Raw genomic sequence first — 24,871 nt, 5'->3', positions numbered from 1 at the left:
TTTCAGTTTTGTATAGGGAGTTACCATGTCTCAGGAACATCAGGATTTAGAGCAACAGTCTTTATTAATCGAGCGTATCGTCGGTCACACCGCGGTGATCAGCATGAACAATCCGCCAGCCAATACCTGGACGGCAGCGAGCTTACAAGAGCTAAAATACAAAGTATTAGCGCTTAACGAAAACAAAGATGTTTATGCTTTGGTGATCACGGGCGAAGGGCAAAAGTTCTTCTCGGCAGGCGCAGACTTAAAGCTGTTTGCAGACGGCGATAAGCAAAATGCAGCCGATATGGCACGTTACTTTGGTGAAGCCTTTGAAACCTTAAGTGCGTTTCGCGGTGTATCAATTGCGGCTATTAACGGTTATGCCATGGGCGGCGGTTTAGAAGTGGCGCTTGCCTGCGATCTACGTATTTGTGAACAGCAAGCCCAGCTCGCGCTACCTGAAGCGACAGTCGGTTTACTCCCTTGTGCAGGTGGTACCCAAAATTTAACCGCGCTAGTGGGTGAGGGGTGGGCCAAGCGCATGATTTTATGTGGTGAGCGTATTACTGCCGCCAAAGCTGAGCAGATAGGCTTAGTTGAAGAAGTAGTTGAGCAAGGTAATGCCTTTAATGCCGCAATGGCACTTGCAGATAAAGTGGCAAATCAAAGTCCGAGCAGTATTAAGGCGTGTAAAACATTAATACAGGCTGGACGCAGCATGCCAAGAATTGATGCGCTACCGTTAGAGCGCGACCTATTTGTTGAACTGTTTGATACGGCAGATCAGGGGGAAGGGGTAAATGCCTTTTTAAATAAGCGTAAAGCGAATTGGAAGAACGGCTAATGAGCGAGCTCAATATGCAGGCAAGTCATGAACAAGTGCTGTTTAGTACCTTAAATACCGATACGGGTAAGCAAGTTGGTGTGGCAACGCTCAACATCGAAAAAGCGCTTAATGCACTGAATCTAAACATGGTGCAAGCATTAACTGCGCAGCTCATCACATGGCAAAGTGACCCGAATATAGCTGCAGTTGTACTAGACGGTGCAGGTGAAAAAGCCTTTTGTGCTGGCGGCGATGTGCGCGCTATTTACCAGGCATCAATAACAACACCGGGCGAAGTGACTGAGGCGGCGACGGAGTTTTTTAAACAAGAGTATGAGCTTGATTATCTGCTGCATAGCTTTGGTAAGCCAGTATTGGTTTGGGGCGACGGCATTGTGATGGGCGGCGGTTTGGGGCTAATGATTGGCGCGAGTCATCGCATTGTCACTGAGCGTTCGCGCATTGCCATGCCAGAAGTCACTATTGGTCTATATCCTGATGTGGGTGGCAGTTACTTCTTAAACCGTATGCCGGGTAAAAGCGGCCTGTTTTTAGGGATGACCGCTTACAACATGATCGGCGCAGACGCTTATTATGTAGGCATTGGTAATCACTATCTCAATAGCGATGATAAAAGCGCTCTGTTTGACCAATTAACGGTTTTACCTTGGGGCGATAACAATGATGCGAATCATCAAGCATTAACCGCAGTGCTTAATATTATGGGTACTGGCTGTAAAACGCCGCTAGCAAAGAGCGTGCTTGAGCAAAACCAGTCATTAATTGATGAGTTAATGTCGGGAAGTCTTGGTGAAATAGTAAGCAGAGTCTGCCAACTTGAGTCGAACATGCTTGAGGGCAATACGTTAGAGGGAAATGTGTTAGAGATAAACGTATTAGAGGCAAAGCCCTGGCTAGCAAAAGCGCTAAAAACCATGTTAGAGGGTAGCCCAATCAGTTTAAGTCTTGTGCATCTGCAATCAAAGCTGACTGAAGTACAGGGTAAAGAGTTGAGCTTAGCAGAGTGTTTTAAGTTTGAGCTTGGCTTAAGCGTTAATTGCTGTGCTAAGGCGGATTTTGCTGAGGGTGTGCGTGCTTTGCTTATCGACAAAGACCGCAATCCGCAGTGGCGCTTTGCAGATGTTGCGGCGCTCCCACAAGGCTATGCACAAGCTCTGCTGCAATCGCCTTGGGATGATGAAAACCATCCGCTTAAAGATTTACATTAGCCATTCGCTTAAAGATTAACATTAGCTAAGCGTTGCACGATAGCGCACATGAGTGCGCTTTCACGCAAGATAAATGAGCGGTGAGTGGTATTGGCCGCGACAGGGATTAAGATCCCAACACTCACAAACGTGAACCGGAGTGAATAATGAGTACAGTTGCATTTATTGGTTTAGGAAACATGGGCGGGCCAATGGCGGTCAACCTGATAAAAGCGGGTTTTACCGTTAAAGTATTTGATTTGGTACCAGCGGCAATGCAGGCATTATGCAATCAAGGCGCACTGATGGCAACGAGTGCCTGCGGCGCTGCGGCTGGCGCGGATATTGTTGTGACTATGCTACCTGCGGGTAAGCATGTGCGTAGTCTGTATGTGACGAATGAGTCAAGCCAGGATGCAAACGATGATACCAAAAAAGGTTTAATTGATGTGGTTGCTCCAGGAACCTTACTTATCGATTGTTCAACCATTGATGCAGACAGTGCCCGCTTTGTGGCTAAGCATGCTGCAAGCAAAGGCTTAGCCTTTATCGATGCGCCAGTATCGGGAGGCACAGCGGGCGCAGCGGCGGGAACATTAACCTTTATTTGTGGCGGCAGCGATAAGGCTTTTGAACAGGCACAAGGCGTATTAAACGCGATGGGCGCTAATATCTTCCACGCAGGAGGTCCGGGTGCTGGGCAAGTGGCTAAAATATGTAATAATATGCTGCTTTCTGTCTTAATGGTTGCCACATCGGAGTCATTACAGATGGGAGTGGACCATGGTTTAGACCCCAAAGTACTTTCCGATATTATGAAAGTCAGTAGTGGCGGCAATTGGACGTTAGATAAATATAATCCGTGTCCAGATGTGATGGATTCGGTGCCGTCATCTAACGGTTATCAAGGCGGCTTTATGGTTGACTTGATGGTGAAAGATTTAGGGCTGTCGCAAGAGGCGGCGCTGTTATCCAATTCAAGCACGCCAATGGGCGCATTAGCGCGAAGCCTCTATGTAAACCATGCGAAACAAGGTAATGGTAAACGAGATTTTTCGAGTATTTTTGAGCTGTTTGCTCAGTCTGAGCAGATAAAAAACAAAGGGTGATCCAATGGATTTAAAAGATAAGGTTGTTGTTATTACTGGTGGTGCAGGTGGACTAGGTTACGCCATGGCGGAGAATTTAGCGGCTGCAGGTGCCAAGCTAGCACTTATCGACGTTGACCAAGAAAAGTTGGAAAAAGCCTGTGCCAACATAGGTGCAACGACTGAAGTTCAAGGTTATGCCGTAGATATCACCGATGAAGAAGACGTATTTGCCACTTTCCAGTTTATTAAGGAAGACTTTGGTCAGGTAAACGTGCTCATTAACAACGCAGGTATTTTGCGTGATGGCCTTTTACTCAAAGCCAAAGAAGGCCAAGTGATTGATCGTATGTCATTCGATCAATTTCAGTCTGTCATCAACGTCAATCTAACAGGTTCATTTTTATGTGGCCGTGAAGCGGCAGCAGCCATGATAGAAACTAAGCAAGAAGGCGTGATTATTAATATCTCAAGTCTTGCTAAAGCGGGTAACGTAGGTCAGTCAAATTACGCGGCGTCAAAAGCAGGCGTTGCGGCAATGAGCGTAGGTTGGGCCAAAGAGCTGGCTCGCTACAATATTCGTAGCGCAGCGGTTGCACCGGGCGTAATTGAAACTGAAATGACTGCGGCAATGAAGCCTGAAGCGCTTGAGCGTTTAGAGAAGATGGTACCAGTAGGTCGTTTAGGTCAAGCAGAAGAGATCGCATCGACGGTACGCTTTATCATTGAAAATGATTATGTTAACGGCCGCGTATTTGAAATCGATGGTGGCATTCGCTTATAAGTTTGTGACTGGCACAGAGGTCCAATCAATGGTGGCAATTGCCCGGGCGTTTAGAGCAAGACTTAACAGTGCGTTTTATCATTGAAAATGTCTATGTACATGGCCAAGTAAACGGCCGCGTATTTGAAATCGCTGGCGGTATTCGTCTGTAAGTTTTAATTCATCGATAAAAACGGGCATTAGCCCGTTTTTTTATGCGCCATTAACAGAGTTTGAATAATGGTTTAGCTATAGGTCATAATAGCGCCAGAATAAAAGCAATATGGGAACAAAATGGATAAGCTTGAAAGGGCGACGAAATTAATGATGTTTGTTGTAGGCTGCGTCGGTCTGCTGGTGATCTATTTTGGCTTTTTTTATCTGTTATTTACCGGCAGAAGCACAGCGGCAACCCCTTGGTATATTCTGCTTTCGCCATGGGTGTGCATCTATTTTGGATTAAGTAAATCCAAGCAACTGGCTGCGATCCGCTGGTTTACCAAAAAATGGACTCGAAAGTAACGTACACCGAATGAGACTGTAAATGACCTCTAAACATGAATTTACCTCTCATCATTTGGCTATGTGTTAATAATTGGCTGCTAAGAGGCACAATGATAGCGTTTAAATTAGCGATACTCACCTTAGTCAGTTTTCTGCTACTAATGGGGTGTAATGAAGCGCCCAAGCAGGCTGATATTGCAGAAGTGCCAAGACAAGTTGAGGGTATTACCCTTGCCGACTTTGGGAGTTGGGAGTCTCCGGTTACACCGGAAGATGTCTATGATTTAGCCGATGACATTAGTGATGTTCGTGCCACGTCTCAAGGCATTTATTTTGTGCAGTCTAATGCCGATAATGCTGGCAAGAAGGGCGTTTATCGACTCGACCTTGATGGCTCTATCAATAAAGTGGTGTCGTCAAATTTCAATATTCGCAGCCGAGTGCATGAATATGGCGGCGCGCCTTTTGTGGCTATTGGTAATAGCCTATTTGCGACTAAATTTTCAGATCAAATCTTGTATCGAATAGCGCCGAATCAAGCGCCATTTGCATTAACACCTAATGGTACTCGTCACGCTGGTTGCATCTCTAACCCCAAAGCCTCTCGATTAATTTGTGTTCGTGAAGACCACCGTGGTCAAAATGGGCCGGTTAACAGTCTTGTGGGGATCAACTTGTCCTATGCCGATGAAGGTATGATCTTGAGCTCTGGCGCCGACTTTTATTCAAAGCCAGTTCTTTCACCGGATCAAACCCAGCTGGCTTGGGTGTCATGGAACCACCCTAATATGCCATGGGATAACACCGAGTTGTGGCTCGCGGATCTTGACTCAAAGGGCATTATTGTTAATTCAAGGCAAATTGAGATGCCAAAAAAAGGCTCTATCTCTCAACCTTTGTTTAGCCCGACGGGCCAGCTTTACTTTGTTGCAGACTTTAATAACTGGTGGAATATCTATCGCTTAGATGCGCAACTTGAGCCTGAAATCGTGCTAGAAAAACAAGCTGAGTTTGCGGTTGCTGACTGGCAAATAGGGCAAAGTAGTTATGCGTTTGAAAACGAGCACAGCTTAATTGCCAGCTTTAGCCACGAAGGCTTGGCTCAGCTCATTCGTATCGATACCTTAAACGGTATTGTTGAGCCCATCGCGGTTGATTTTGCAGAAATATCCTACGTTACTCAGCATGAAAACCAAGTGCTATTTGTAGGGGCAAAAGAAACCCCTGAAAAGGGGATTTACAAGATCCAGGGCCGCGCGGCTGAGCTAGTGTATACACCGAGGCTAACCGTTATGGATCCTAACTATATTTCAAGAGCACAGAGCTTGAGCTTTACAACCGGTGATAATCAGACCGCCCATGGCTATCTGTATCTGCCTAAAAACCCCAACTTTCAAGGCCCCAAAGATCATGAACCGCCATTGGTCATGCTGCTTCACCCTGGTCCTACAGCTAAAGCGAGCCGTGCATTTAGGCGAGATATCCAATATTGGACCAGCCGTGGCTTTGCGGTGTTTGATGTCAACTACCGAGGCAGCACGGGCTTTGGCCGAGATTACCGTAATAGCCTATATGGCAATTGGGGTAAATCTGATGTTAATGATGCCGTGAGAGCGGCAGGGTTTTTAGTTAATCGTGGCTCAGTTGATGGCCGGAAACTGGCCATTAGAGGTAACCGTGCTGGTGGCTTTACTGCGTTGTCAGCTGTGGCGTATTACAGCACCTTTGGTGCTGGCGTAAGTTACTCTGGGATCAGCGATATGGAAGAGTTTAAACGTCATGCGCATAAGTTTGAGTCTCGTTACCTAACTCGTTTGCTGGGCAATATGGATAACGTTAAACAGCGCTCAGCGATGTATAACCTTAAAGGGGTCAATGAGCCGTTACTGCTTATTCAGGGTGTGAATGACTCGCTTATTCCTGCAGAGCAGTCACAGATTATTTACCAAGCAGTGGAAAAGAAAGGGATCCCAGTTGCTTATCTTGAATTTAATGATGATGCGGCCAATAGAGTCTCGCCTCAAAGCAAGAAGCAAGCGTTAGAGGCTGAGTTATCATTTTATGGGCAGATATTTGGTTTTACCCCAGCGGGTAGCATCCCGCCTTTGGCCATTGATAATATCGACAATCTGCGACGAAGATAACGGGCGGCTTTGAAGGGGGAAACCTAATGAATGAGCCACTTTTGCGCTTTATCTAAGACCCTTTAATATGGCGCAGTTGGGCTGTTCTCCACCTTGGCAATCATGGATTAGCTGCGAGAGTTGCTCTCGTAAGATGTTGAGTTGGCTAATCCGTAACTCAATATCTTGCAAGTGATGTGAGGCAAGCTCTTTTACATCAGCCGCATTACGACTGGTGTTATTTTGCAGCTCAAGTAACGCTTTGCAATCTTCCAGTGCAAAGCCTAATGCTCGGCAGTGCTGGATAAATTGCAGCGCGTTAACGGCACTGTCGCTGTATTCTCGGTAGCCATTATCTCCCCTTTGACCCATGACTAAACCGATATCATGGTAGTAACGGATGCTCTTTACCGATAAACCTGTGAGTTTTGCTACTTCACCAATCTTCATTAATACTCAGCTCCTATAAGAAAATAAAAATTCGGTTTGACTCTCCCCTTATAGGAGACATTACGCTTAGTTTAATCAAGAAACAAATCGGGGAATATTCTCATGGCTAATATCAATCTGTACGTGCCTAAAATGAACTGCGCTAGTTGTGTCGCAAAGATTGAGTCCGCATTCGACAACGTTAATCAAGACCAGAGCGACGGCAATAACCATAGCTTATCGGCAAGGGTGAATTTAGCCGATAAATTAGTATTAGTGTCAGGTGAGATCTCAGCGAAACAAGCGATAGCAATCGTAAGCAGTGTGGGTTATGACAGTGAGCTTGTCATCGACGCCCAAAGCGGCGCTGCGCAAAAAGGTGAAGATGAGCGTAAAGAGTATCGCTTAAGAATGTTGCAGGCCGCCGTAGGTTTAGGGCTTGGTGTGCCATTAATGTTGTGGGGCTTACTCGGCGGCGAGATGATGGTCAACAGCGTTAATCAACAGTTAGCTTGGGGCATAGTGGGTATTATCACCTTGTTGGTGATGGCGCTAACAGGCAGGCATTTTTATCAAGGTATGTGGCGTGCCATTAAGGCTAAAAGCGCGAATATGGATACGCTTATCGCTTTAGGTACGAGCGCTGCTTGGATCTATTCGATGATGGTGGTAACTGCGCCGCAGTGGTTTCCTACCGATACCAGGCACGTTTATTTTGAAGCCAGTGTCATGATCTTAGGGTTAATTAATCTCGGTCACGCATTAGAGCTACGCGCTCGCGGTAAAACCAGCGAAGCGGTGCAGCGTTTATTAGGGCTACAGGCCACAACCGCAATACGAGTCAGTGACTCGGGTGATGAAGAGGTTGAAATTAATCAGCTAAACATAGGTGATCGTTTAAGACTGCGTCCGGGAGACCGAGTCGCACTCGATGGTGTAGTGATAAGCGGTGAGACATTTATTAATGAGTCGATGTTAACGGGTGAGCCAGTCCCTGTGCACAAGGCGCAGGCTGATACCATTAGTGCTGGGACGGTTAACGGTAACGGTAGCCTTATCTATCAGGTCACAGCTGTTGCTGAAGATACTAAGCTCTCAAAAATTATTGAATTAGTGCAGCAAGCGCAAGTATCTAAGATGCCCATTGGGCGCTTAACCGATAAAATATCAGCATACTTTGTGCCAGTGGTTGTCGTCATTGCGATAGCTAGCTCGGTTATCTGGTACCTAGTGGGCCCTGAGCCCGCGTTATCTCATGCGTTAGTTGTGTTAACCAGTGTATTGATTATTGCTTGCCCCTGTGCATTAGGCTTAGCCACACCGATGTCGATTATGGTCTCGGTAGGGCGCGCCGCGCAGATGGGCGTCTTAGTCAGAAATGGTGAAGCGTTGCAAACCGCCAGTAAGATCACAACAGTGGTGTTAGATAAAACAGGCACAGTGACTCAGGGCTCACCTGAGGTGACAGAGATGTTGCTATTGGATAACAGCGTCAATGAATTGAGCTTACTCGAACATGTGGCCAGCTTAGAGCAACATTCTGAGCACCCACTTGCCAGCGCGATAATTACCGAGGCAAAGCGGCAATCGATTACGCTCAATGAGCCAGACAGCTTTAGCAATGTGCAAGGAAAAGGGATTATTGGGGTTGTTGCTGGGCGTCAATATGCCGTGGGTAATATGAGCCTAATGCAACAAGCAGGGTTAGATCCAGCTGACTTATCGGGCTATCAAAAACAGGTGTCAGAGCTTGCGAGTCAGGGGCAAACCCCCGTATTTGTAGCGATGGATAGTGTGCTGGTAGCCATAGTTTCAATCAGCGACCCGATAAAAGCCGATGCGGCGCAAGCGGTGACGGCAATGAAAAGGCAGGGGTTAAAGGTCGTGCTATTGACTGGGGATAACCCGCTAACAGCTCAAGCAGTTGCTGACAAAGTGGGTATTGATAGCGTATTTGCTCAGGTGCTTCCCGAGCAGAAACAGCAAAAGGTGCTCGAATTACAGCAAGCAGGTGAAGTAGTTGCTATGGTTGGTGATGGCATTAATGATGCGCCAGCGCTAATGAGCGCCGATGTCGGTATTGCAATGGGCAGTGGTACAGAAGTTGCCATCGAGAGTGCTGACTTTACGTTGTTATCAACACGACTCATGGTGATTAGTGACACTTTGGCGCTGGCACGAGCAAGCATGACGAATATCAAGCAGAACTTGTTTGGCGCGTTTATTTATAACAGCTTAGGGATCCCCATTGCGGCAGGTGTGCTGTTCCCATTCACCGGGATTTTACTCAGCCCAGTGGTTGCTGGAGCTGCGATGGCATTATCGTCACTGACGGTGGTAACTAACGCTAATCGCTTACGCAAACAGAGATTAAAATGATGCCGTTGATAAAGTGTTGCTAAGCACTAATGATTAATGTGTTGTTGGCTTTCGCGACTGAGGTTTGCTCTATGTGTAAAGATAATAAGCAGATGCGTTTAAAAGTCGCTGCAACAGAGTATTGGTAGTTGATAAATTAGGCTAAAATGCTATAGTATCGCGCTTAATTTTACGGGTTCGATGCGCACTTGCGTCGGCCTTCGGCCAGTAGGTTGGATCTTGGAATTGCCATGATCTGGCATTACTGGCTTTTGTTTTATCTATGATGACGTTAATCATATAACCAAAAGCGGAATTGTCACTTTGATTACTACAGCTAATATCACCATGCAGTTCGGCGCTAAGCCGCTGTTTGAAAACATCTCAATTAAGTTTGGCGGCGGAAACAGATACGGTCTGATCGGCGCTAACGGTTGTGGTAAATCAACCTTTATGAAGATCCTTGCTGGCGATTTAGAGCCAACAGGTGGTAACGTTTCATTAGACGTGAACGAACGTTTAGGTAAGCTAAGCCAGAACCAATTTGGTTACGAAGAGTTCAACGTAGTTGATACAGTAATCATGGGCCACGCAGAGCTTTGGAAAGTGAAGCAAGAACGTGACCGTATTTACTCACTACCAGAAATGACTGAAGAAGACGGCATTAAAGTCGCTGATTTAGAAATGGAGTTCGCTGAGATGGACGGTTATACCGCTGAATCTCGTGCTGGCGAACTACTTATGGGCGTGGGTATTGGTGTTGAACAGCATTTCGGACTAATGAGCGAAATCGCACCAGGCTTTAAGCTACGTGTACTTTTGGCTCAGGCATTGTTCTCAGATCCAGATGTACTGCTACTTGACGAACCAACCAACAACTTGGACATCGACACCATTCGCTGGTTGCAAGAGATGCTAAACCAACGTAACAGCACCATGATTATCATCTCGCACGATAGATATTTCTTGAACTCTGTTTGTACTCACATGGCTGACTTAGATTACGGTGATATACGCGTATTCCCAGGCAACTACGATGAATACATGATGGCAGCGCAGCAGTCTCGCGAGCGTTTGATGTCTGATAATGCTAAGAAGAAAGCGCAAATCGCTGAGCTTCAAGGCTTCGTTGCACGTTTCTCTGCTAACGCATCTAAAGCAAAGCAAGCTACATCACGTGCCAAGCTTATCGATAAGATCAAGCTTGATGAAATTAAGGCATCTAGCCGTGTAAACCCATTTATTCGTTTCGAACAAGAGAAGAAGTTGTTCCGTAACGCTCTAATTGTTGAAGACTTAACGAAAGGCTTCGATCACCCGCTATTTAAAGATCTTAATATCATTGCAGAAGTGGGCGAGCGTATTGCGATCTTGGGCGACAACGGTGTAGGTAAAACAACACTGTTACGTACTCTTGTACACGATATCCCACAAGATTCAGGTACTATCCAATGGTCTGAAAACTCGGCGATTGGTTACTACGCACAGGATCACGAGTCAGATTTTGCTAACGACATGACCTTGTTTGACTGGATGAGCCAATGGCGCAAACCAGAAGATGACGACCAGTCAGTACGTGGCTACCTAGGCCGTATGCTGTTTGGTTCAGACGACATCAAGAAGTCTGTAAAAGTGCTGTCTGGTGGTGAGAAGGGCCGTATGTTGTTTGGTAAGCTCATTATGCAAAAGCCAAACATCTTGCTACTTGATGAACCAACTAACCACATGGATATGGAATCAATCGAGTCATTGAACAACGCACTAGAAATGTACGAAGGTACACTAATGTTCGTCAGCCATGACCGCGCGTTTGTATCGTCACTAGCGAACCGTATTATTGAAATTACACCAAATGGCGTGAATGATTTCAAAGGTACTTATGATGAGTTCCTAGCGAGCAAAGGTATCGAAGGTTAATTTTTTATAGACCTTGTCTCTTTATCCAATAGAGAGGCCAATTGAGCACCTTATCGATAGCGCTTGTTAATCGCGTTATAAAAAAGCCCGAGCAATCGGGCTTTTTTGTGTCTGAAACATGTGCTTAGCCTACGTTTTGTCACTGTGACTAGATGTCTAACTTAGATGCCTAATTTAGACATTTACCAAAATGGTTTCGCTAACACTTACAATGTAGCGTCGACATAACTCTATTTTAAAGCACTTATCTCACCACGGAGCGCTGTGCTTTCACGAAGAACACGAAGCTATAGCTAAAGATAAAGTTAACGATGAAGAGCTTAACTGACCTCGACTGTAGCTCTTCTTTGTGATCTCCGTGTCCCAATAACATCCGTGTTTAACGGCTCGTTCGCTATCCTAACTCTCGCTTATTAGCACATGGCTTCGCCATATTCGCCGTGGTGGATAGCTTTGGTCCAAAAATGAGTTTGTAACAACTGAGGCTGTGTGTGATCACCAAGCGATTATGTCGTACTTTAACTACCAACTGATTTTGTCGGTTTGCTAAATACCAAGGGAAAATGACGGATCTATTTTTATACATAACCGTTTAATCGTTTAATCGTTTTAATTACTATTCAGGGGTTATTAAGGTTGATCAAGCCATTACTATAATTTCTTGTCGTTCCCATTACTAAATTAGCCTTCATCGACCAGCTGCTAACGATACAAATGAGGAATGGCCATGCGCAGTATCATCCTCTCCTCATACTCCTCAGCGTTGATTCATACAATTGACCTTTATTTGTAAATAGCAGCTCAATAACTCGGTCTTGCCGTAGCGATGTTATGAGTTTTCATCTTGTTTTCCTACCGAGCATCTATTCACACTTCATATTGGATAATTTTCCTGCGTAGAACAATACTTGAAAGAACCTGTTACGTTTAGCTGTGTTGTTGTCGCTATGGAATAAAGGATTCGAGATGTTTGGGCTGATAACACCGATGTTAAGTTTAGCGTCGGACGCCCAATTTATTGAAGCCAATTTCCTGGTAAAACTTAATGACAGCCCTCAGCGTGCACTACATCACGGAGGTAGAGATGAAAAGCTTCAAGAATATATTATTTGTTAGTCAAGGATTACCGAGTGACAGTGACTCAATAGGGCAAGCTCTACGATTATCTCAAGCCAATAATGCACAGTTGAAAGGCTTGATTGTTTGCCCGCCACTCTCATCTAACTCACTCAATACCAATCACAATCACAATATTAATCAATATCAAGAGACTTATGAAAATGCCCTGCGGCAAACCGTCAATCAACAAATAGATAAAAGCAGACTGCTAAATCACATTGCAGAGCCTGATACTCCCTTACCTTTAGAGGTATTTAGTGGCGAAAAACCTGCGGTAAACATTATTAAACATATCCTGAAGCATAAGTATGATCTGTTGATTAAAGATGCCGAACCTTTGTCTGAAACTGGTGAAGGATTCAAGGCTATCGATATGACATTATTGCGAAAATGCCCATGCCCTGTTTGGCTTAATCGTTCAGTCCATCAACCGCTGGATAAACGACAAGTTGCCGTTGCGATAGATCCGATTAGTACAAGTCTTGAAGAAAACGCACTTTCACTCAGAATGTTGCAGTTAGCACGAGATATTGCTAACCGATGTGATTATCGATTACATGTTTTGTCTTGTTGGGAGTATCAACTCGAAAGTGACCTGAGAAACAGTCTGTGGATTAAAATTGATCAGGACGAACTTAACGCAGAGCTTGAAGCCTCAAAGGTGCGTCATCGTGAAGCATTAGATAGCCTCATTGAGCAATCTGGTATTGGCGGTGACATTATCATTCACCATCTGCAAGGTGCTGCTGATGTTCAAATTCCCGAGTTTGTAAACCAAAAGGATGTGGATATCTTAGTGATGGGAACTTTGGCAAGGACTGGTATTCCAGGCTTTGTTATCGGTAATACTGCGGAAAATATTTTGCAATCGATTACGTGCTCGTTAGTGGCATTAAAGCCTGAAGGTTTTGAGTCTCCTATCAGTTAATCGTTAATATTTAACAATTACGGGTGTTCAAGCAATTACCGGATGTTTTCGCATCCGGTAATGCTAGTTCTAGTGCAAACTTTACAGCTCAGCTTTTTAGGCGTGATTTGTAGCTGACTTCTGCGTTGAATGCTTTCCTAAGGGCATAACCACTCCACCATTTAGGTTCTTTGACGTTGTTTGCCCAAAATACGCTGAAGTAGAACATTCTCTTATACAGACTGCTATAAGGACTACAGCGAGCTAAGTAGTGACTATTGCTTTAGCATTTGGTATTTGGTCATCACATCTTGTGCAACAGCTTGACCCCATTGTTGACCTGCCATCATCGACTCTTGCATGATCTGAGGTTGTACTTTTATTAGTTTCTTTCCTGCTGGTGTGTCATAGAAAGCGTTAAGGGCTTGAACTTCCTCTTCAGTAAGATACTTTTGGTAAATCGGCACCGTCATTTTAATCAAATCGTCTGGATTAAACTCTGCCATGTAGTCGCTCCAAAATGCTTCAGGCGCATCGGGAACTAAGTTTTTTAGTGCAGGTAGCATCTGGTTCATGGCTTGTATGCCTAGCTCTCCTGCTCCGGTTTTATGCATTAGCTGCTTAACACTTTCTGCAGAAGCGGGTTCTGCATAAGCCTGACTAGAAAAGGTGATGAAGGCGAGAAGAGGAAGTATTGCGAGTTTCATATTGAGCATCCTGCTGTCAATTGAGTGTAAAGCTGAGTCATTATTTCAGTTAGCTACATTGATTAAAACTGACCAAGGTAAGCCCTAGAATGCAGCCATAAGTTATCAGATTTATTGCTGTTTTATGTAAGATGACAGCATAGAGCAGAGCGCTTTGCTGTGAAAGCTAAATTTGTGGGGTAGGGGCTGTGTGAAGCGCGGCATGTTCTAAAGCGAGAACTTAAGCACAGCACTTATACATAGCACTGAATCAAGCAAAGTGCGGTGGAGTAGTTTGAATATAATAATGGCTGTAAAGATCACGCAAGGCTGAAAGGTAATAAAACGCTTGTCCGCCTTGCGTGATAGCAACTTATAAAATACGTCGCCTAACCATCAATATTAGAAGTAGTAGCTAACACTGACGTTAAATAGTGAGTAGAAATCATCATCTTGATTTTCGATACCAAGACCTTGTTGACCGCCAATCCATACTGCATTCTTACCGTAGATATGATCGACAAAAATGTAGAAGTCAGATACTGCAATGCTCATACCAGTGGTATTGATCACTGAGTCATTTAGGCTAGCGTTAACATCAGTGTTTGGTGTCAAGTGGCTGTAATCGTTATAAAGCGTCACAGTGCCCCAGTCATAACCGATAGTCTTGGCAACGTTCGCAGCAAAGATTTGGCCTTTAGCTGCAACTTCATAAGCGCCGCCACCCATCTTCATTGCGTATAGACCATTCTTGTCTTCGTTATCGAATTGGTCATAGTCATAATCGACCATCTGTAGCTGTAGCTGGTAACCGCTGTACTGAGCATCTAAGTGGATAGCATAAGCTGTCGATGTACCGTGTCCGTCTTTACCTGTATTAACGTTATTGCGCATACCGTCATCATATAACTGACCATATTCTAAAGACGCACCAAGTTGTACAGTTAACTTATCAAAGTCTAAAACGTAGGACTGACGAATGTTGAATGTGTTGGTTTCTTCGTTGTTATAGGTGTTGTCACCTACAGAACCTGTAAACCCATCAGCAGCGTAACCACGGGTATCTGATGACGAGTATTCACTGTTCTTGAAGAAGGCAACTTCAGATGTCCAGTTACCTGTGTTATAGATAGCTTTAGCACCTAAATCGTAGTCATCTTCAAAGCCCATGTAGTAGTTGATACTTTCCCACCAGTTGTGTGAGATGAAGCTCTTATTACCAAATGGCTTGCTGATAACACCGCCCTGGAACTGCCAATCTTCAACACCATTGTACGCAGCATAAGCGTATTTAATGAAATGGTTGCTTGAAGAGTTTTTGAAAACGTACTTAGCACTTGCTGTCCAGTTTTCACTAATCTGACTATCGATATCAAGTTCTAATGCATCAAATGCGAATGTGCCGCCATTTGATTTAGAGGCTTCATTGCCATCATCAACGAAGTACTTAACCTTAACTGCACCACCTAAATCAACAGAAGGTTTGAATTCATCTGCCATTACAACCGTAGGTGCGCCAAGTAACGCACCAATTAAAATAGATAACTTTAGCTTTTTCACTTTTTTATTCTCATGTTCATAATCCGACATTGGACTAGGAGCATGAATCATATCCATAATTTGACTTTAGATTGTGACTGAATACGCAATCACAGCACCTACAGAGTTTGATTGATTAATAATGTGATGTTGATAGGATTTTTGAGGGGAACTTTTTAACCTTGTTAATGTCGTATCGTGAACGAAATCCTCTATGCGATCGAGTATGAGGTGTAAGGTTTTAGATGTGGCCCGACATGCGGGCCTTTAATAGGTATGTTTGCTAAGGCTAATTAGGCTTTAAAGCGATTTTGCAGGTAATCAAATACCGCGCGAATACCAAAGGCTTCACCGCCAACAGGGCGACCCGGTAACTTACGTACGTTGTATGCCATTACGTCAAAGTGGCTCCAACTAATCCCTTTATCTACAAACTCTTCTAGATATAACGCGGCAGTAATTGCACCGCCAAATGGCGTTTTGGCGCAGTTAGCCAAGTCGGCAATATCACTACCGGTTAACTCTAAATAAGGTCTATGTAGCGGCATGCGCCATACAGGGTCGTCCACTTTAAGGCCAGATGCGGTAAAGCCTGCTGCCACGTCGTCATCATTACTGAAAAAGCCTGGGAGTTCGGTGCCTAATGCAATGCGCATTGCCCCTGTCAGCGTGGCAAAATCAATCACCAGTTCAGGCTTATCGTTATTCGCTTCGGCGAGTGCATCACACAGGACTAAGCGGCCTTCGGCGTCGGTGTTGTCGATTTCAACAGTGATGCCTTTACGTGTGGTGATGACATCTCCTGGTCTAAAGGCGTTAGCCGATACCGCGTTTTCAACAGCGGGTACTAATACACGCAATCGAACGGGTAAGTTATGCGCCATAATCAGCTGCGCGAGACCAATTACGTGCGCTGCGCCGCCCATGTCTTTTTTCATAAGACGCATACCTGATCCCGGTTTAAGATCCAGCCCACCAGAGTCAAAACAGACCCCTTTACCAACAAGGGTTAATTTAGGTGCTGATTCATCACCCCAGGTCAGATCGATTAAGCGCGGTAGGTTTTCACTGGCGCGGCCAACCATATGAATGGTTGGGTAGTTTTGCTCAAGCAGTTCATCACCCACAATCTGGGTGATTTCAGCGCCAAACTCTTGTGCCATCACTATCATTGTTTCGGCAAGGTGTTGTGGCATCATATCAGCAGCTGGAGTGTTGACCAGATCGCGTACCAGTGACACTGAGCGGATAAACTTGTTGGCTTCATCAGCTTGTGCTTGCGTTGGTACGATAAGTACTGGTAGCTCTTTTGTATTTTTCTTATAACGATCAAATTGATATGCGCCAAGTCCCCAGCTAAATGCGGCGGTTTTTATCTGTGGCTCATTGGCATTTAGCTGGTATTGCCCTGCGGGAAGCTGGTTTACAAGCTCGCCGCATAGCCAGTACGAATCATCGCTATCGCTGACAAAAATAACCTGCTCTAGCTCGCCTTCAGTGCTGGGAAGTAAACTTACGCCCTTGCCGTTAAATTGAGTGCTGTTGAGCCAGTTTTGGATGCGCTGCGGTTGCGCTTGGCGCCAAGCGACAAATGTGTCGCTATTAAAAATAGATAAGGGGATGCCTGAAGCACCAGAGATAATAAGGTTGCTCATGTAAGGACTCTTCTTGTTATTAATGATGAGAATGACTTAAGGCTAAGAGTATCAGGCTATACACTTGGGAGAAAGGTGGGGCGAAAGGATTTACTGGCTCAGAACTTAATTGCAGAGTTATTTAATTTGCTCAGAACTTGATTGTAATCTTGCTTCATTAGCGACGCGTTTGATACTGGCCTTACGCTCTGACATATTATTAAAAGAGCTAGGCAATACGTCTACGCCGACAATCTTACCCAGTTTGACCACGATTGGGATCGTGATAGGTGCAAAGGGTAAAACGGCAAACACGCCTAGCCCAAGGCCTTTTAATAAATCGCCAAATTGCTTATTGGCTTCTAACAGTTCTTCTTTTGATGCTTGTCTACGTGTATGGCGCTTATAGGTGACTAACATATCTTTAGTCTCCTGTTTTTCTTGAGCAAGCGCGTCTTGCAACACTAACATATCGCGTTTTAGGCGCAGCCAAACACGACGTCTTCCGATACGGATGACGCGAATAGGGGCTCTATGTATGTGGGCGTAGATTTTCATGCTGGCGATTGTGCCACAGCCGGCACTTTAAACCTAACTCGAAAGGAGAATAAACGGTAATAAAGTGTCAACTGGGCGGTAATGTAATCGTGGCGTTAGCCTTAGCCTGCTCTTAAGCTGAGGATTTCACTGAGGACTATCGGATCGGGGTAACGGCAGAATGCGGGATCTTTTTTATCAATGGCATAAATCGACATGCGGTCAGCCAGTTCATTACCTTCAATACCCACGTGAGCGGCCACATGTTGAATCGCCAACGTGTCCTTTAATGAATCGAAAAGTGCGTGGGACTGCTGAATAATATCTAAGTTTTTAATGTCACCCGCCGTTTTGCGCTTCCAGCCTTTGGTTTTCCAGCCGTAAGCCCAGTTGGTGATACAGTTTATCGAGTACTGAGAGTCACTCAAAATTTGCACCGTTAGCCCCTGCTTTAGTGCCTTTTCGGCAATCAATAGCGCCTGATGCAGGGCATTTAATTCAGCCGAATTATTAGTACCGTTGGCATTATAAAGTCCGTAATACAGCTCTGTGAGTTGGGCTTTATGATAAACCGCGACACCAGAACCCGCTTTGCCGGGATTAGGCTCACAGCCACCGTCGGTAAAAATAGACACATCGCAGCGACTTAAGTCGATATCAAGACTGGCTTTAGCGGCCGTTTTGGTCTTCGCTGCGCCTGATGTTGTTTTTTTCACGCCATTGCCATAACTCGGCGCTGTTGCAAAGGCAGCTTTCGCTTCGGCTTCACTAGGGAAGGACTTATATTTGGCTTGTGGGAATTTATCGACCAGCTTTTTAGTGTAATCCCAGCTAGTGAAAATGCCGGTTTCACGACCAGCCCATACCACGTAATACTTTTTAGCCATAAAGCTTATGTCCTAAATCTTGATAATTATTGATTTGGCTACAACCAACATGGCGTTGCCATTGAGTATGCTTATTGGCTTTTTTTACAGTGGGCTAATAAGTCTACAAAGAACTGAGTACCTTTACGCTCGGCAAAGGCTATGTTGCGCTCAGGAATGGTTTCTGGCTCATCATAAGTCGCTAGCGCTAATTCCATACTGGCTTCGCGAATAATGTGCAACGTCGGATAAGGCGCGCGATTGGTATAGTTTGCTGCAGAGTCTTGCGGTTCATCTTCAAAGCAATAATCGGGATGAAAACTCGCTAGCTGATATTCACCTTCATAACCTTGTTCGATTAACAGGTCATTGGCAATATCGACTAAATCCAAATAAAGGTAAAAGCCTTCAAAACCACGTGGGATGATAAACAGTGTGGTTTCAATATCAGTGTGTTCATCAAGATAAGCACACTCTGTAATAAGCGCTTGCAGTACATCTTGCATGCGAGACTCATCAATGACGGCATAGCGAATACTCGCGCGCTCGACTTCACGCCGGGCAAATGGGCAAATGTTATATTTCATAATCACTTGCTTTACCCAGTTTTCAGTTTCTGTTGCGTATGCTTGTAATTCGTTATCGATTATCTGAGTCATCAGATGCAGCCTTGAAGGAGTTATGGCGCGATCATAGGCAGGATCGATAGCACAAGCAAGAGTGCCATAGTGACATTAAATATTTTTTGCTGTCTTTGGTTCTTTAATAATCGTTTCAATGCGACACCAAAACCTAACCAGACAAATGCACTTGGTACTGCAATAAAAAAGAAGACTAACGCGATCGTGACGACTTGCGGTGCAAGTGCCTGGCTCATGGTGGTAAAAGTTGCAACAGCGCCTATTCCCATTATCCATGCCTTAGGGTTGACCCACTGAAAAGCGGCGGCCTGCATAAAAGACAGTGGGGCGGTCGTATCTTTGCCATTCATCTTGGCGCTGCTATTAGCAATCAACCAGGCTAGATAGAGCATATAAGCGATACCGATATACTTAATAATGCTATGTAAAACAGGGTAGTTTTGGAACACTGCACTGAGGCCTAAACCAATGGCCAACACCATTGCCGGAAAGCCAATACAAATACCAGATAAGTGAGGCAGGCTGCGCTTAACCCCAAAGTTAACACCTGAAGACATTAGCATGATGTTGTTTGGGCCTGGGGTGATCCCCGATGAAAAGGCAAATAGTGCAATGGTAAAAATGAGTTCCATAATATTAAACCTGAAAGGGCCCCGTAAACGAGTAACAGAGAACAAACTAAAGGAAAATGCATTCTAGCGTGATAGTCAGCCTGGAGGAAAATATTATCTAGCGGAGTTGTAATCAGGATGTTGTCACGAAAGGGTTATAAGTTATCTTTTTTTATTATATCGGTGTAATCAAAGTTTAATACTTGCATATTTAGTCGTTAAAAGCAGATTGTTAGGCTTAATCTTTAGGCGTTTTTTTTATTTGACTCATTTTTATATGGCTAATATCTGCAACATGAATTGGAAGTTAAGCGCTCTTTATCTCAGATTGAAAGGGGGAGTGTTCGATAACAAAGGAGCGTCTAATATCGCTGTTGTGTATTTTGTCTGCTGCTTCTAATTTGTTATTGAATGAAGACTTTATCGTTTTAAGATTAGCTTTTTTACGCTTATTCGATTGGCTTAATACTTACGGTTTAGTCTTTGCTGTTGGCTGTTTTTTATACCAATCCACGTACCTTCTAGACTCACCTACAGGCAATGTCATTGTTAATGGGGGAGTCACTTCTTTGACTCTTGAATGTTCATTCATCAAATAGCGCTCTATATGCATGCTCACCCATATTTATCACTTGATTATGGATATTGTATAAATTATAAATTAACCAATCTTTTTTAACAAAAGATTAACAATATAAGAATAATACAATCTCAATCGTGCAAGACCTTACCGAATACAGGTTAATAGATCACTTTGAAGCTTTAGGTGATTTTACGACAAAGTCGCGATAATAATTGGAGTCAAATATGTCAATAGAATCATCTAAAGTACAAGCTAACAAAGGTACTTTTAAAGTACATGCTTTAGCATTAGCTTGCACCGCTATACTCTTTCCTAGTGCTGCATTAGCATCTGGGGAAGTCGCGCCAACAGCGAAAGAAACCACCAAAGCGGCACACGGTAATGACTTAAAAAGTCGTTTTGAAAAGGGCGCGAATGTGCCTGGTAAGCAACAAAATGCTGAAAAGACCCAGCGTCAGAACATAGATAAAAATAAACAAAAGAAAGTTGAAGGCCCAATGGGGGCTGTAGGCCCTGCAGCTGAAGCAGAAGAGAACATGTGTAGTAGTGAGCTTGCCGATTTAAGTGGTCAAGCATTATTTGATTTTGTTCGACAAGCCGACATCTCTTGTATCTCAGAGCTTTATTCTAGAAATGATGCGGTATCGGTTGCGGCTTACCAAACTGCAAATGTAGTTTCTGTTGCGAACCAGGTAAAAAATATTGCCGCTACCTATGACAGCAGCAATGGCAATGAAATGCGTAACCTGTTCTATTTTTTACGCGGCGCCTTTTATATTGAGTTTTATAATGACGATTTAACCTACGGTGATACACAGGCGGCTGATGCAGTTTATGGAGCGTTAGTTGAGTATTCGAAAAACCCAAAATTGTTTGATTTAAGCTCGACTGCTGGTGACACCTTGATGGAGTTTTTCACTTCATGGGCGAGTGCTGATCGTGTTTTAGAAAGCGTGCCAGTGATCACCGATTACTTACAAAGGTTTAATGCAGACTTTTTGGCAAGCAATCGCCACCGTGCAGCAATGACCAGTGCCCTAACTACGCTTTATTACGGTAGCTGGGAAGAAGACTACAACAGTAAAGCCATGGAACATGGTGAGCTGATTGATGCGTTGCTGAATATCGCGACAGCCGATTACATTATAAACTCTAATTACCAATATGAATCAACGGACGCCTTTCATGAATTTGGTCGTTTCTATGAGTATCAAGCCTATTGGGATCTACCTCAAAGCTTAAAAACACGTCTTAATGACGGTGTGCAGCTTTACATGAGTAAATTTGAGCGCATGTCTGCACAGTGGGCTGACGCCGCGGGTTACCTTGATTATTACAATCCAGGTGACTGTGAGCAGTTTGGTATTTGTGGTTGGGAAGAGGAGCTTGAGCAAACGGCTCTACCTATAAACTACAACTGTAGTGACACTATCTATATTCGTGCGCAACAGTTAACCAATGATGAGCTTCAAGCATCATGTGATTTGATGGGCGGTGAAGAAACACTATTCCATAATGTACTCGCTACTGGCTACCAGCCTGTTGCTGATGACTTAAATGAGAGTCTTGAGGTCAATATTTTCGATAGTTATGATGATTATGCGCAGTATGCCAGCGTCATCTTTGGAATTAACACTAACAATGGTGGCATGTACTTAGAAGGTACGCCGTCGCAAGAGGGCAACCAGGCACGATTTATTGCTCATGAAGCAACTTGGACTGATGAGATCTTGGTGTGGAACCTCAAGCATGAGTATGTTCATTATTTAGATGGTCGTTTTAACCTTTATGGCGCATTTAACTACTTTGATATTGATACGGGTAAGTCAGTTTGGTGGACTGAAGGTTTAGCCGAGTATATTTCTAAGCAAAATCGTAACGATGGGGCTGTTGATATGGGGCGCTCACAGGCTTACAGCCTAAGTGAGATTTTGGCGAATACTTATAACAGTGGTTCGGACCGTGTTTACGGCTGGGGTTACTTAGCGGTTCGTTTCCTATTCGAAAACCACAGAAGTGATGTTGATGCCTTATTGGTGCTAGCGCGTGGCGGTGATGCCGATGGCTGGTTAACTTATATCGATAATACGATTGGCCAAAATTATAATAGTGAATGGAATACTTGGTTGGGATCAGTGACCAGTAATGATCATTCAATTGACACCGGTATTACTCCGCCAGTTGACTCTGATGGCGATGGCGTACCTGATAGTCAAGATGCGTTCCCGAACGATCCAACTGAAACGTCAGACACCGATGGTGACGGCGTAGGTGATAACGCTGATGTCTTCCCAACAGATCCTACTGAGTGGGCTGATTCTGACGGTGATGGAATTGGCGATAATGCTGATACTGATGGGCCAGTTGACTCAGTTGACCCAGTTGAGCATTGCGGCGCAGCCACTATTAGAGATGGCAAGCTAACTCAAGAAAATGTTGAGTGTGTTGAAGGCAGCGATATTAATTACTTCTACACCTATGTTGAAGAAGATAATACGCCGCTTTATATCACAACATCGGGTGGTGAAGGTGATGTTGATTTGTTCTTTAACCAAGATATTTGGGCTAAGCCATTAGACTTTGATGCGAGATCAGAAAATGATGGTAACGAAGAGTCGCTAAGCGTGATAGCTAACCGTGGTTGGGTATATATCAGCTTACTAGCGTACCAAGATTTTAATGGTGTAAGCCTTAAAGTTAGCCTTACAGAAGGCGGCGATACAGGAACCACTCCGGTAGCTGTTGCTGATGCTTGTGCAACACAATCTCCATACGGTTATGGCGGTGTCGAGTTTGGTGAAGCGATTTGTATCGAAGATGGTCACTCTAGCTACTACTTCTATGTGCCAGCAGGAACAGAAGAAGTGAGTGTTGCAAGTGGCCACGGTAGCGGCGATGTTAATCTTTATGGCAATAGCCAAACATGGGCAAACCCAAGCTCGTATGAAGTTAAGTCTGAAAACCAAGGTAATGGCGAAAGCTTGACGATTAGTGCTCCAGCAGAAGGTTGGTACTACATCAGCGCTGATGGTGCACCATCAAGCAGCGGTGCAAGCTTAGTGGTTAATATTAAGTAAGACGGGACAAGTTTCTTTCGTTCAGAAGCAAAACATTTGCTTAGTAAAAACCGACTCAAAGGAGTCGGTTTTTTTATTTGTGAATAAAATCAGTCTAAAGGCGCTCGTAAATCAACCGTTAATGGTCGACAGTGCACTGCAAGTCAGGTTAGGTTAATGTTTAACCTGTTACGCTGGTGCAAGATAAATAGAGGGATTTTCAACTTATGATTAAAAAATATATCTTTTTGATAGTGTTCGGGCTGTCTTTTTTAGCTGGCTGTACAAGCTCTGACAATGTCGAAGCTGAAATGGCTGCGACACGCACAACGATGGTGACGACAGGGAACCTTGCTCTATTAAACAAATCTTCTACAGCCTTTGCCTGGCACCCAACTATGTTTGCTGTACATGCTAGTGACGAAATCGATAATCAAGTCGTTATCAATCATATGCAGCATGCTATTACGGAGTCTATGGAGGCCAAGGGGTATCATTTAGCAAGAGCCAATGAAACTCCAGGTGTATTGGTTGGATTTGGCTTGGCGTTAGAGTCAGAAATGAGTGATAAAGAAATATTAAAACGGGCAGGTTTAGTTGCCGGTTTATCTACGCAAGGGGTCGATGATAAATATGAAAAAGGCTCAGTGTTAGTAGCGCTATTTACGCCTAATAATCCAATGCCGGTTTGGCGAGTGCTCGCACAAGGTTTTACTGAGCTAGATAAAACCCCTGAACAAAGAGAGCAACGTTTTGAACAGTTGCTTTCGACTATGCTAAAACCTGTGCCGGTTGTTTAAAAGTCTGCTTGGTAAGCCCAGGCTTTTGCACCGTGACTGACAATTTGAATAGTAAGAGTAAAGGGAGATTACGATGAAGTTTTTAATTGTTCCAGCCTTGATTTTTGGGTTTGTGTGTAGCGTAAACGCCTACGCTGGACAGTGGAGCCAGATCAGTGAAAAAACGGTCAGCTACAAAACGGAAACCGATACCGTCACACCGAAAAAAACTGAAAAGCAGGTTAGTCACATAAAGATGAAGTGCATTCAGGGGACGGTTAACTTACATAAAATCGTATTGATAATGGCTGATGGCAGTAAGAAGGAGGTTGATAACCTCGGGATCCTTACAAAAGGGTTGTCGAGCCGGAGTATCAGTGTCCCTAAGGGAGAGCTTAAATCAATTGAGCTTACTTATGATAGCGTCGGTAGCCAAACTCTAGGTGTGGTTGGCGTAAGCAAAAAAGGTAAGCTGCAAATCTTAGGGCAGTTTCCTGATGCCACTTAAACCCAGCCACTTAGATCCAGCCACTTAGAACGGCAGTTTGGATTTAGTGGCTTAGATTTAGCCGTTTAGACGATAATCAACGCGCAATGAATATAACTTCACCTCAGCAATAAAAATGCCCTGCTTAGAGGTAATGCCGTTCACTTAAGGTGAACGGCATTTTTATTTTTGGCATACCGTTGAGGCCTTGGTTTTACTGTTCTG

21 protein-coding genes are annotated in these 24,871 nt (G+C 44.3%); 13 read left to right on the top strand and 8 right to left on the bottom strand.

Annotated features, from left to right (window positions below):
- The first annotated feature begins 25 nt into the window (after window positions 1–25).
- From ACVBIO_RS18535 to ACVBIO_RS18505, 7 genes are all read left to right on the top strand, one after another.
- Window positions 26–829 (top strand): enoyl-CoA hydratase, encoded by an 804-nt coding sequence (locus tag ACVBIO_RS18535; protein WP_447162334.1) that lies wholly within the window; start codon window positions 26–28, stop codon window positions 827–829.
- Window positions 829–2,040 carry an enoyl-CoA hydratase/isomerase family protein gene (locus ACVBIO_RS18530; RefSeq protein ID WP_447162335.1) on the top strand — a complete coding sequence of 404 codons (1,212 nt, stop codon included), beginning with the start codon at window positions 829–831 and terminating at the stop codon, window positions 2,038–2,040. The genes ACVBIO_RS18535 and ACVBIO_RS18530 overlap by 1 nt, the downstream gene beginning before the upstream one ends.
- 146 nt (window positions 2,041–2,186) lie before the next feature.
- Complete coding sequence (gene mmsB / locus ACVBIO_RS18525) at window positions 2,187–3,128, top strand: 3-hydroxyisobutyrate dehydrogenase (protein WP_447173190.1); 942 nt, start codon at window positions 2,187–2,189, stop codon at window positions 3,126–3,128.
- A gap of 4 nt (window positions 3,129–3,132) precedes the next feature.
- A complete protein-coding gene (locus ACVBIO_RS18520; protein WP_447162337.1) occupies window positions 3,133–3,891 on the top strand; it encodes an SDR family oxidoreductase in 759 nt (252 codons plus the stop codon).
- A 38-nt stretch (window positions 3,892–3,929) separates the two neighbouring features.
- Window positions 3,930–4,043, top strand: coding sequence for a short-chain dehydrogenase (locus tag ACVBIO_RS18515; protein ID WP_447162338.1), 114 nt, complete (start codon window positions 3,930–3,932; stop codon window positions 4,041–4,043).
- Window positions 4,044–4,164: 121 nt separating this feature from the next.
- Window positions 4,165–4,392 (top strand): hypothetical protein, encoded by a 228-nt coding sequence (locus ACVBIO_RS18510; protein ID WP_447162339.1) that lies wholly within the window; start codon window positions 4,165–4,167, stop codon window positions 4,390–4,392.
- 92 nt (window positions 4,393–4,484) lie between these two features.
- The gene (locus ACVBIO_RS18505; RefSeq protein WP_447173189.1) at window positions 4,485–6,518 is read left to right on the top strand and encodes a prolyl oligopeptidase family serine peptidase; all 2,034 of its coding nucleotides are present in this window, start codon (window positions 4,485–4,487) and stop codon (window positions 6,516–6,518) included.
- Window positions 6,519–6,566: 48 nt separating this feature from the next.
- On the opposite strand, the gene cueR is transcribed toward ACVBIO_RS18505, so the two are convergent.
- On the bottom strand, window positions 6,567–6,947 hold the full coding sequence (gene cueR / locus ACVBIO_RS18500; RefSeq protein ID WP_447162341.1) for a Cu(I)-responsive transcriptional regulator: 381 nt from the start codon (window positions 6,945–6,947) through the stop codon (window positions 6,567–6,569).
- 102 nt (window positions 6,948–7,049) lie between these two features.
- Here cueR and ACVBIO_RS18495 point away from each other — a divergent pair, with 102 nt between their 5' ends.
- The 3 genes from ACVBIO_RS18495 to ACVBIO_RS18485 all read left to right on the top strand — a co-directional run bounded on the left by ACVBIO_RS18495 (window position 7,050) and on the right by ACVBIO_RS18485 (window position 13,248).
- Window positions 7,050–9,305: a heavy metal translocating P-type ATPase gene (locus tag ACVBIO_RS18495; protein WP_447173188.1), complete on the top strand. Its 2,256-nt coding sequence runs from the start codon at window positions 7,050–7,052 to the stop codon at window positions 9,303–9,305.
- Between the two features lie 303 nt (window positions 9,306–9,608).
- Window positions 9,609–11,201 carry an ABC-F family ATPase gene (locus ACVBIO_RS18490; protein ID WP_447162343.1) on the top strand — a complete coding sequence of 531 codons (1,593 nt, stop codon included), beginning with the start codon at window positions 9,609–9,611 and terminating at the stop codon, window positions 11,199–11,201.
- A 1,084-nt stretch (window positions 11,202–12,285) separates the two neighbouring features.
- Window positions 12,286–13,248: a universal stress protein gene (locus tag ACVBIO_RS18485; protein ID WP_447173187.1), complete on the top strand. Its 963-nt coding sequence runs from the start codon at window positions 12,286–12,288 to the stop codon at window positions 13,246–13,248.
- A gap of 254 nt (window positions 13,249–13,502) precedes the next feature.
- On the opposite strand, the gene ACVBIO_RS18480 is transcribed toward ACVBIO_RS18485, so the two are convergent.
- The 7 genes from ACVBIO_RS18480 to ACVBIO_RS18450 all read right to left on the bottom strand — a co-directional run bounded on the left by ACVBIO_RS18480 (window position 13,503) and on the right by ACVBIO_RS18450 (window position 19,762).
- Window positions 13,503–13,934, bottom strand: coding sequence for a DUF2059 domain-containing protein (locus ACVBIO_RS18480; protein WP_447162345.1), 432 nt, complete (start codon window positions 13,932–13,934; stop codon window positions 13,503–13,505).
- A gap of 381 nt (window positions 13,935–14,315) precedes the next feature.
- Window positions 14,316–15,530 carry a hypothetical protein gene (locus ACVBIO_RS18475; RefSeq protein WP_447162346.1) on the bottom strand — a complete coding sequence of 405 codons (1,215 nt, stop codon included), beginning with the start codon at window positions 15,528–15,530 and terminating at the stop codon, window positions 14,316–14,318.
- A gap of 215 nt (window positions 15,531–15,745) precedes the next feature.
- Window positions 15,746–17,107 (bottom strand): leucyl aminopeptidase family protein, encoded by a 1,362-nt coding sequence (locus ACVBIO_RS18470; protein WP_447162347.1) that lies wholly within the window; start codon window positions 17,105–17,107, stop codon window positions 15,746–15,748.
- Window positions 17,108–17,224: 117 nt separating this feature from the next.
- The gene (locus tag ACVBIO_RS18465; RefSeq protein ID WP_447162348.1) at window positions 17,225–17,644 is read right to left on the bottom strand and encodes a hypothetical protein; all 420 of its coding nucleotides are present in this window, start codon (window positions 17,642–17,644) and stop codon (window positions 17,225–17,227) included.
- Window positions 17,645–17,745: 101 nt separating this feature from the next.
- On the bottom strand, window positions 17,746–18,510 hold the full coding sequence (locus tag ACVBIO_RS18460) for a ribonuclease H family protein (RefSeq protein ID WP_447162349.1): 765 nt from the start codon (window positions 18,508–18,510) through the stop codon (window positions 17,746–17,748).
- Window positions 18,511–18,581: 71 nt separating this feature from the next.
- Complete coding sequence (locus ACVBIO_RS18455; protein ID WP_447162350.1) at window positions 18,582–19,148, bottom strand: DUF1415 domain-containing protein; 567 nt, start codon at window positions 19,146–19,148, stop codon at window positions 18,582–18,584.
- 20 nt (window positions 19,149–19,168) lie between these two features.
- Window positions 19,169–19,762 (bottom strand): LysE family translocator, encoded by a 594-nt coding sequence (locus ACVBIO_RS18450; RefSeq protein ID WP_447162351.1) that lies wholly within the window; start codon window positions 19,760–19,762, stop codon window positions 19,169–19,171.
- 786 nt (window positions 19,763–20,548) lie between these two features.
- Between ACVBIO_RS18450 and ACVBIO_RS18445 the strand changes: the two genes are divergently transcribed.
- The 3 genes from ACVBIO_RS18445 to ACVBIO_RS18435 all read left to right on the top strand — a co-directional run bounded on the left by ACVBIO_RS18445 (window position 20,549) and on the right by ACVBIO_RS18435 (window position 24,667).
- Window positions 20,549–23,401: a collagenase gene (locus ACVBIO_RS18445; protein ID WP_447173186.1), complete on the top strand. Its 2,853-nt coding sequence runs from the start codon at window positions 20,549–20,551 to the stop codon at window positions 23,399–23,401.
- A 206-nt stretch (window positions 23,402–23,607) separates the two neighbouring features.
- On the top strand, window positions 23,608–24,180 hold the full coding sequence (locus ACVBIO_RS18440; RefSeq protein ID WP_447161536.1) for a DUF4136 domain-containing protein: 573 nt from the start codon (window positions 23,608–23,610) through the stop codon (window positions 24,178–24,180).
- 73 nt (window positions 24,181–24,253) lie between these two features.
- The gene (locus ACVBIO_RS18435) at window positions 24,254–24,667 is read left to right on the top strand and encodes a hypothetical protein (RefSeq protein ID WP_447161537.1); all 414 of its coding nucleotides are present in this window, start codon (window positions 24,254–24,256) and stop codon (window positions 24,665–24,667) included.
- Window positions 24,668–24,871: the final 204 nt, after the last annotated feature.

Source organism: Shewanella sp. 0m-8, assembly GCF_052977265.1.
Note: the sequence above shows the minus strand (reverse complement) of the source record. Positions and strands in the feature narration are given on the sequence as shown.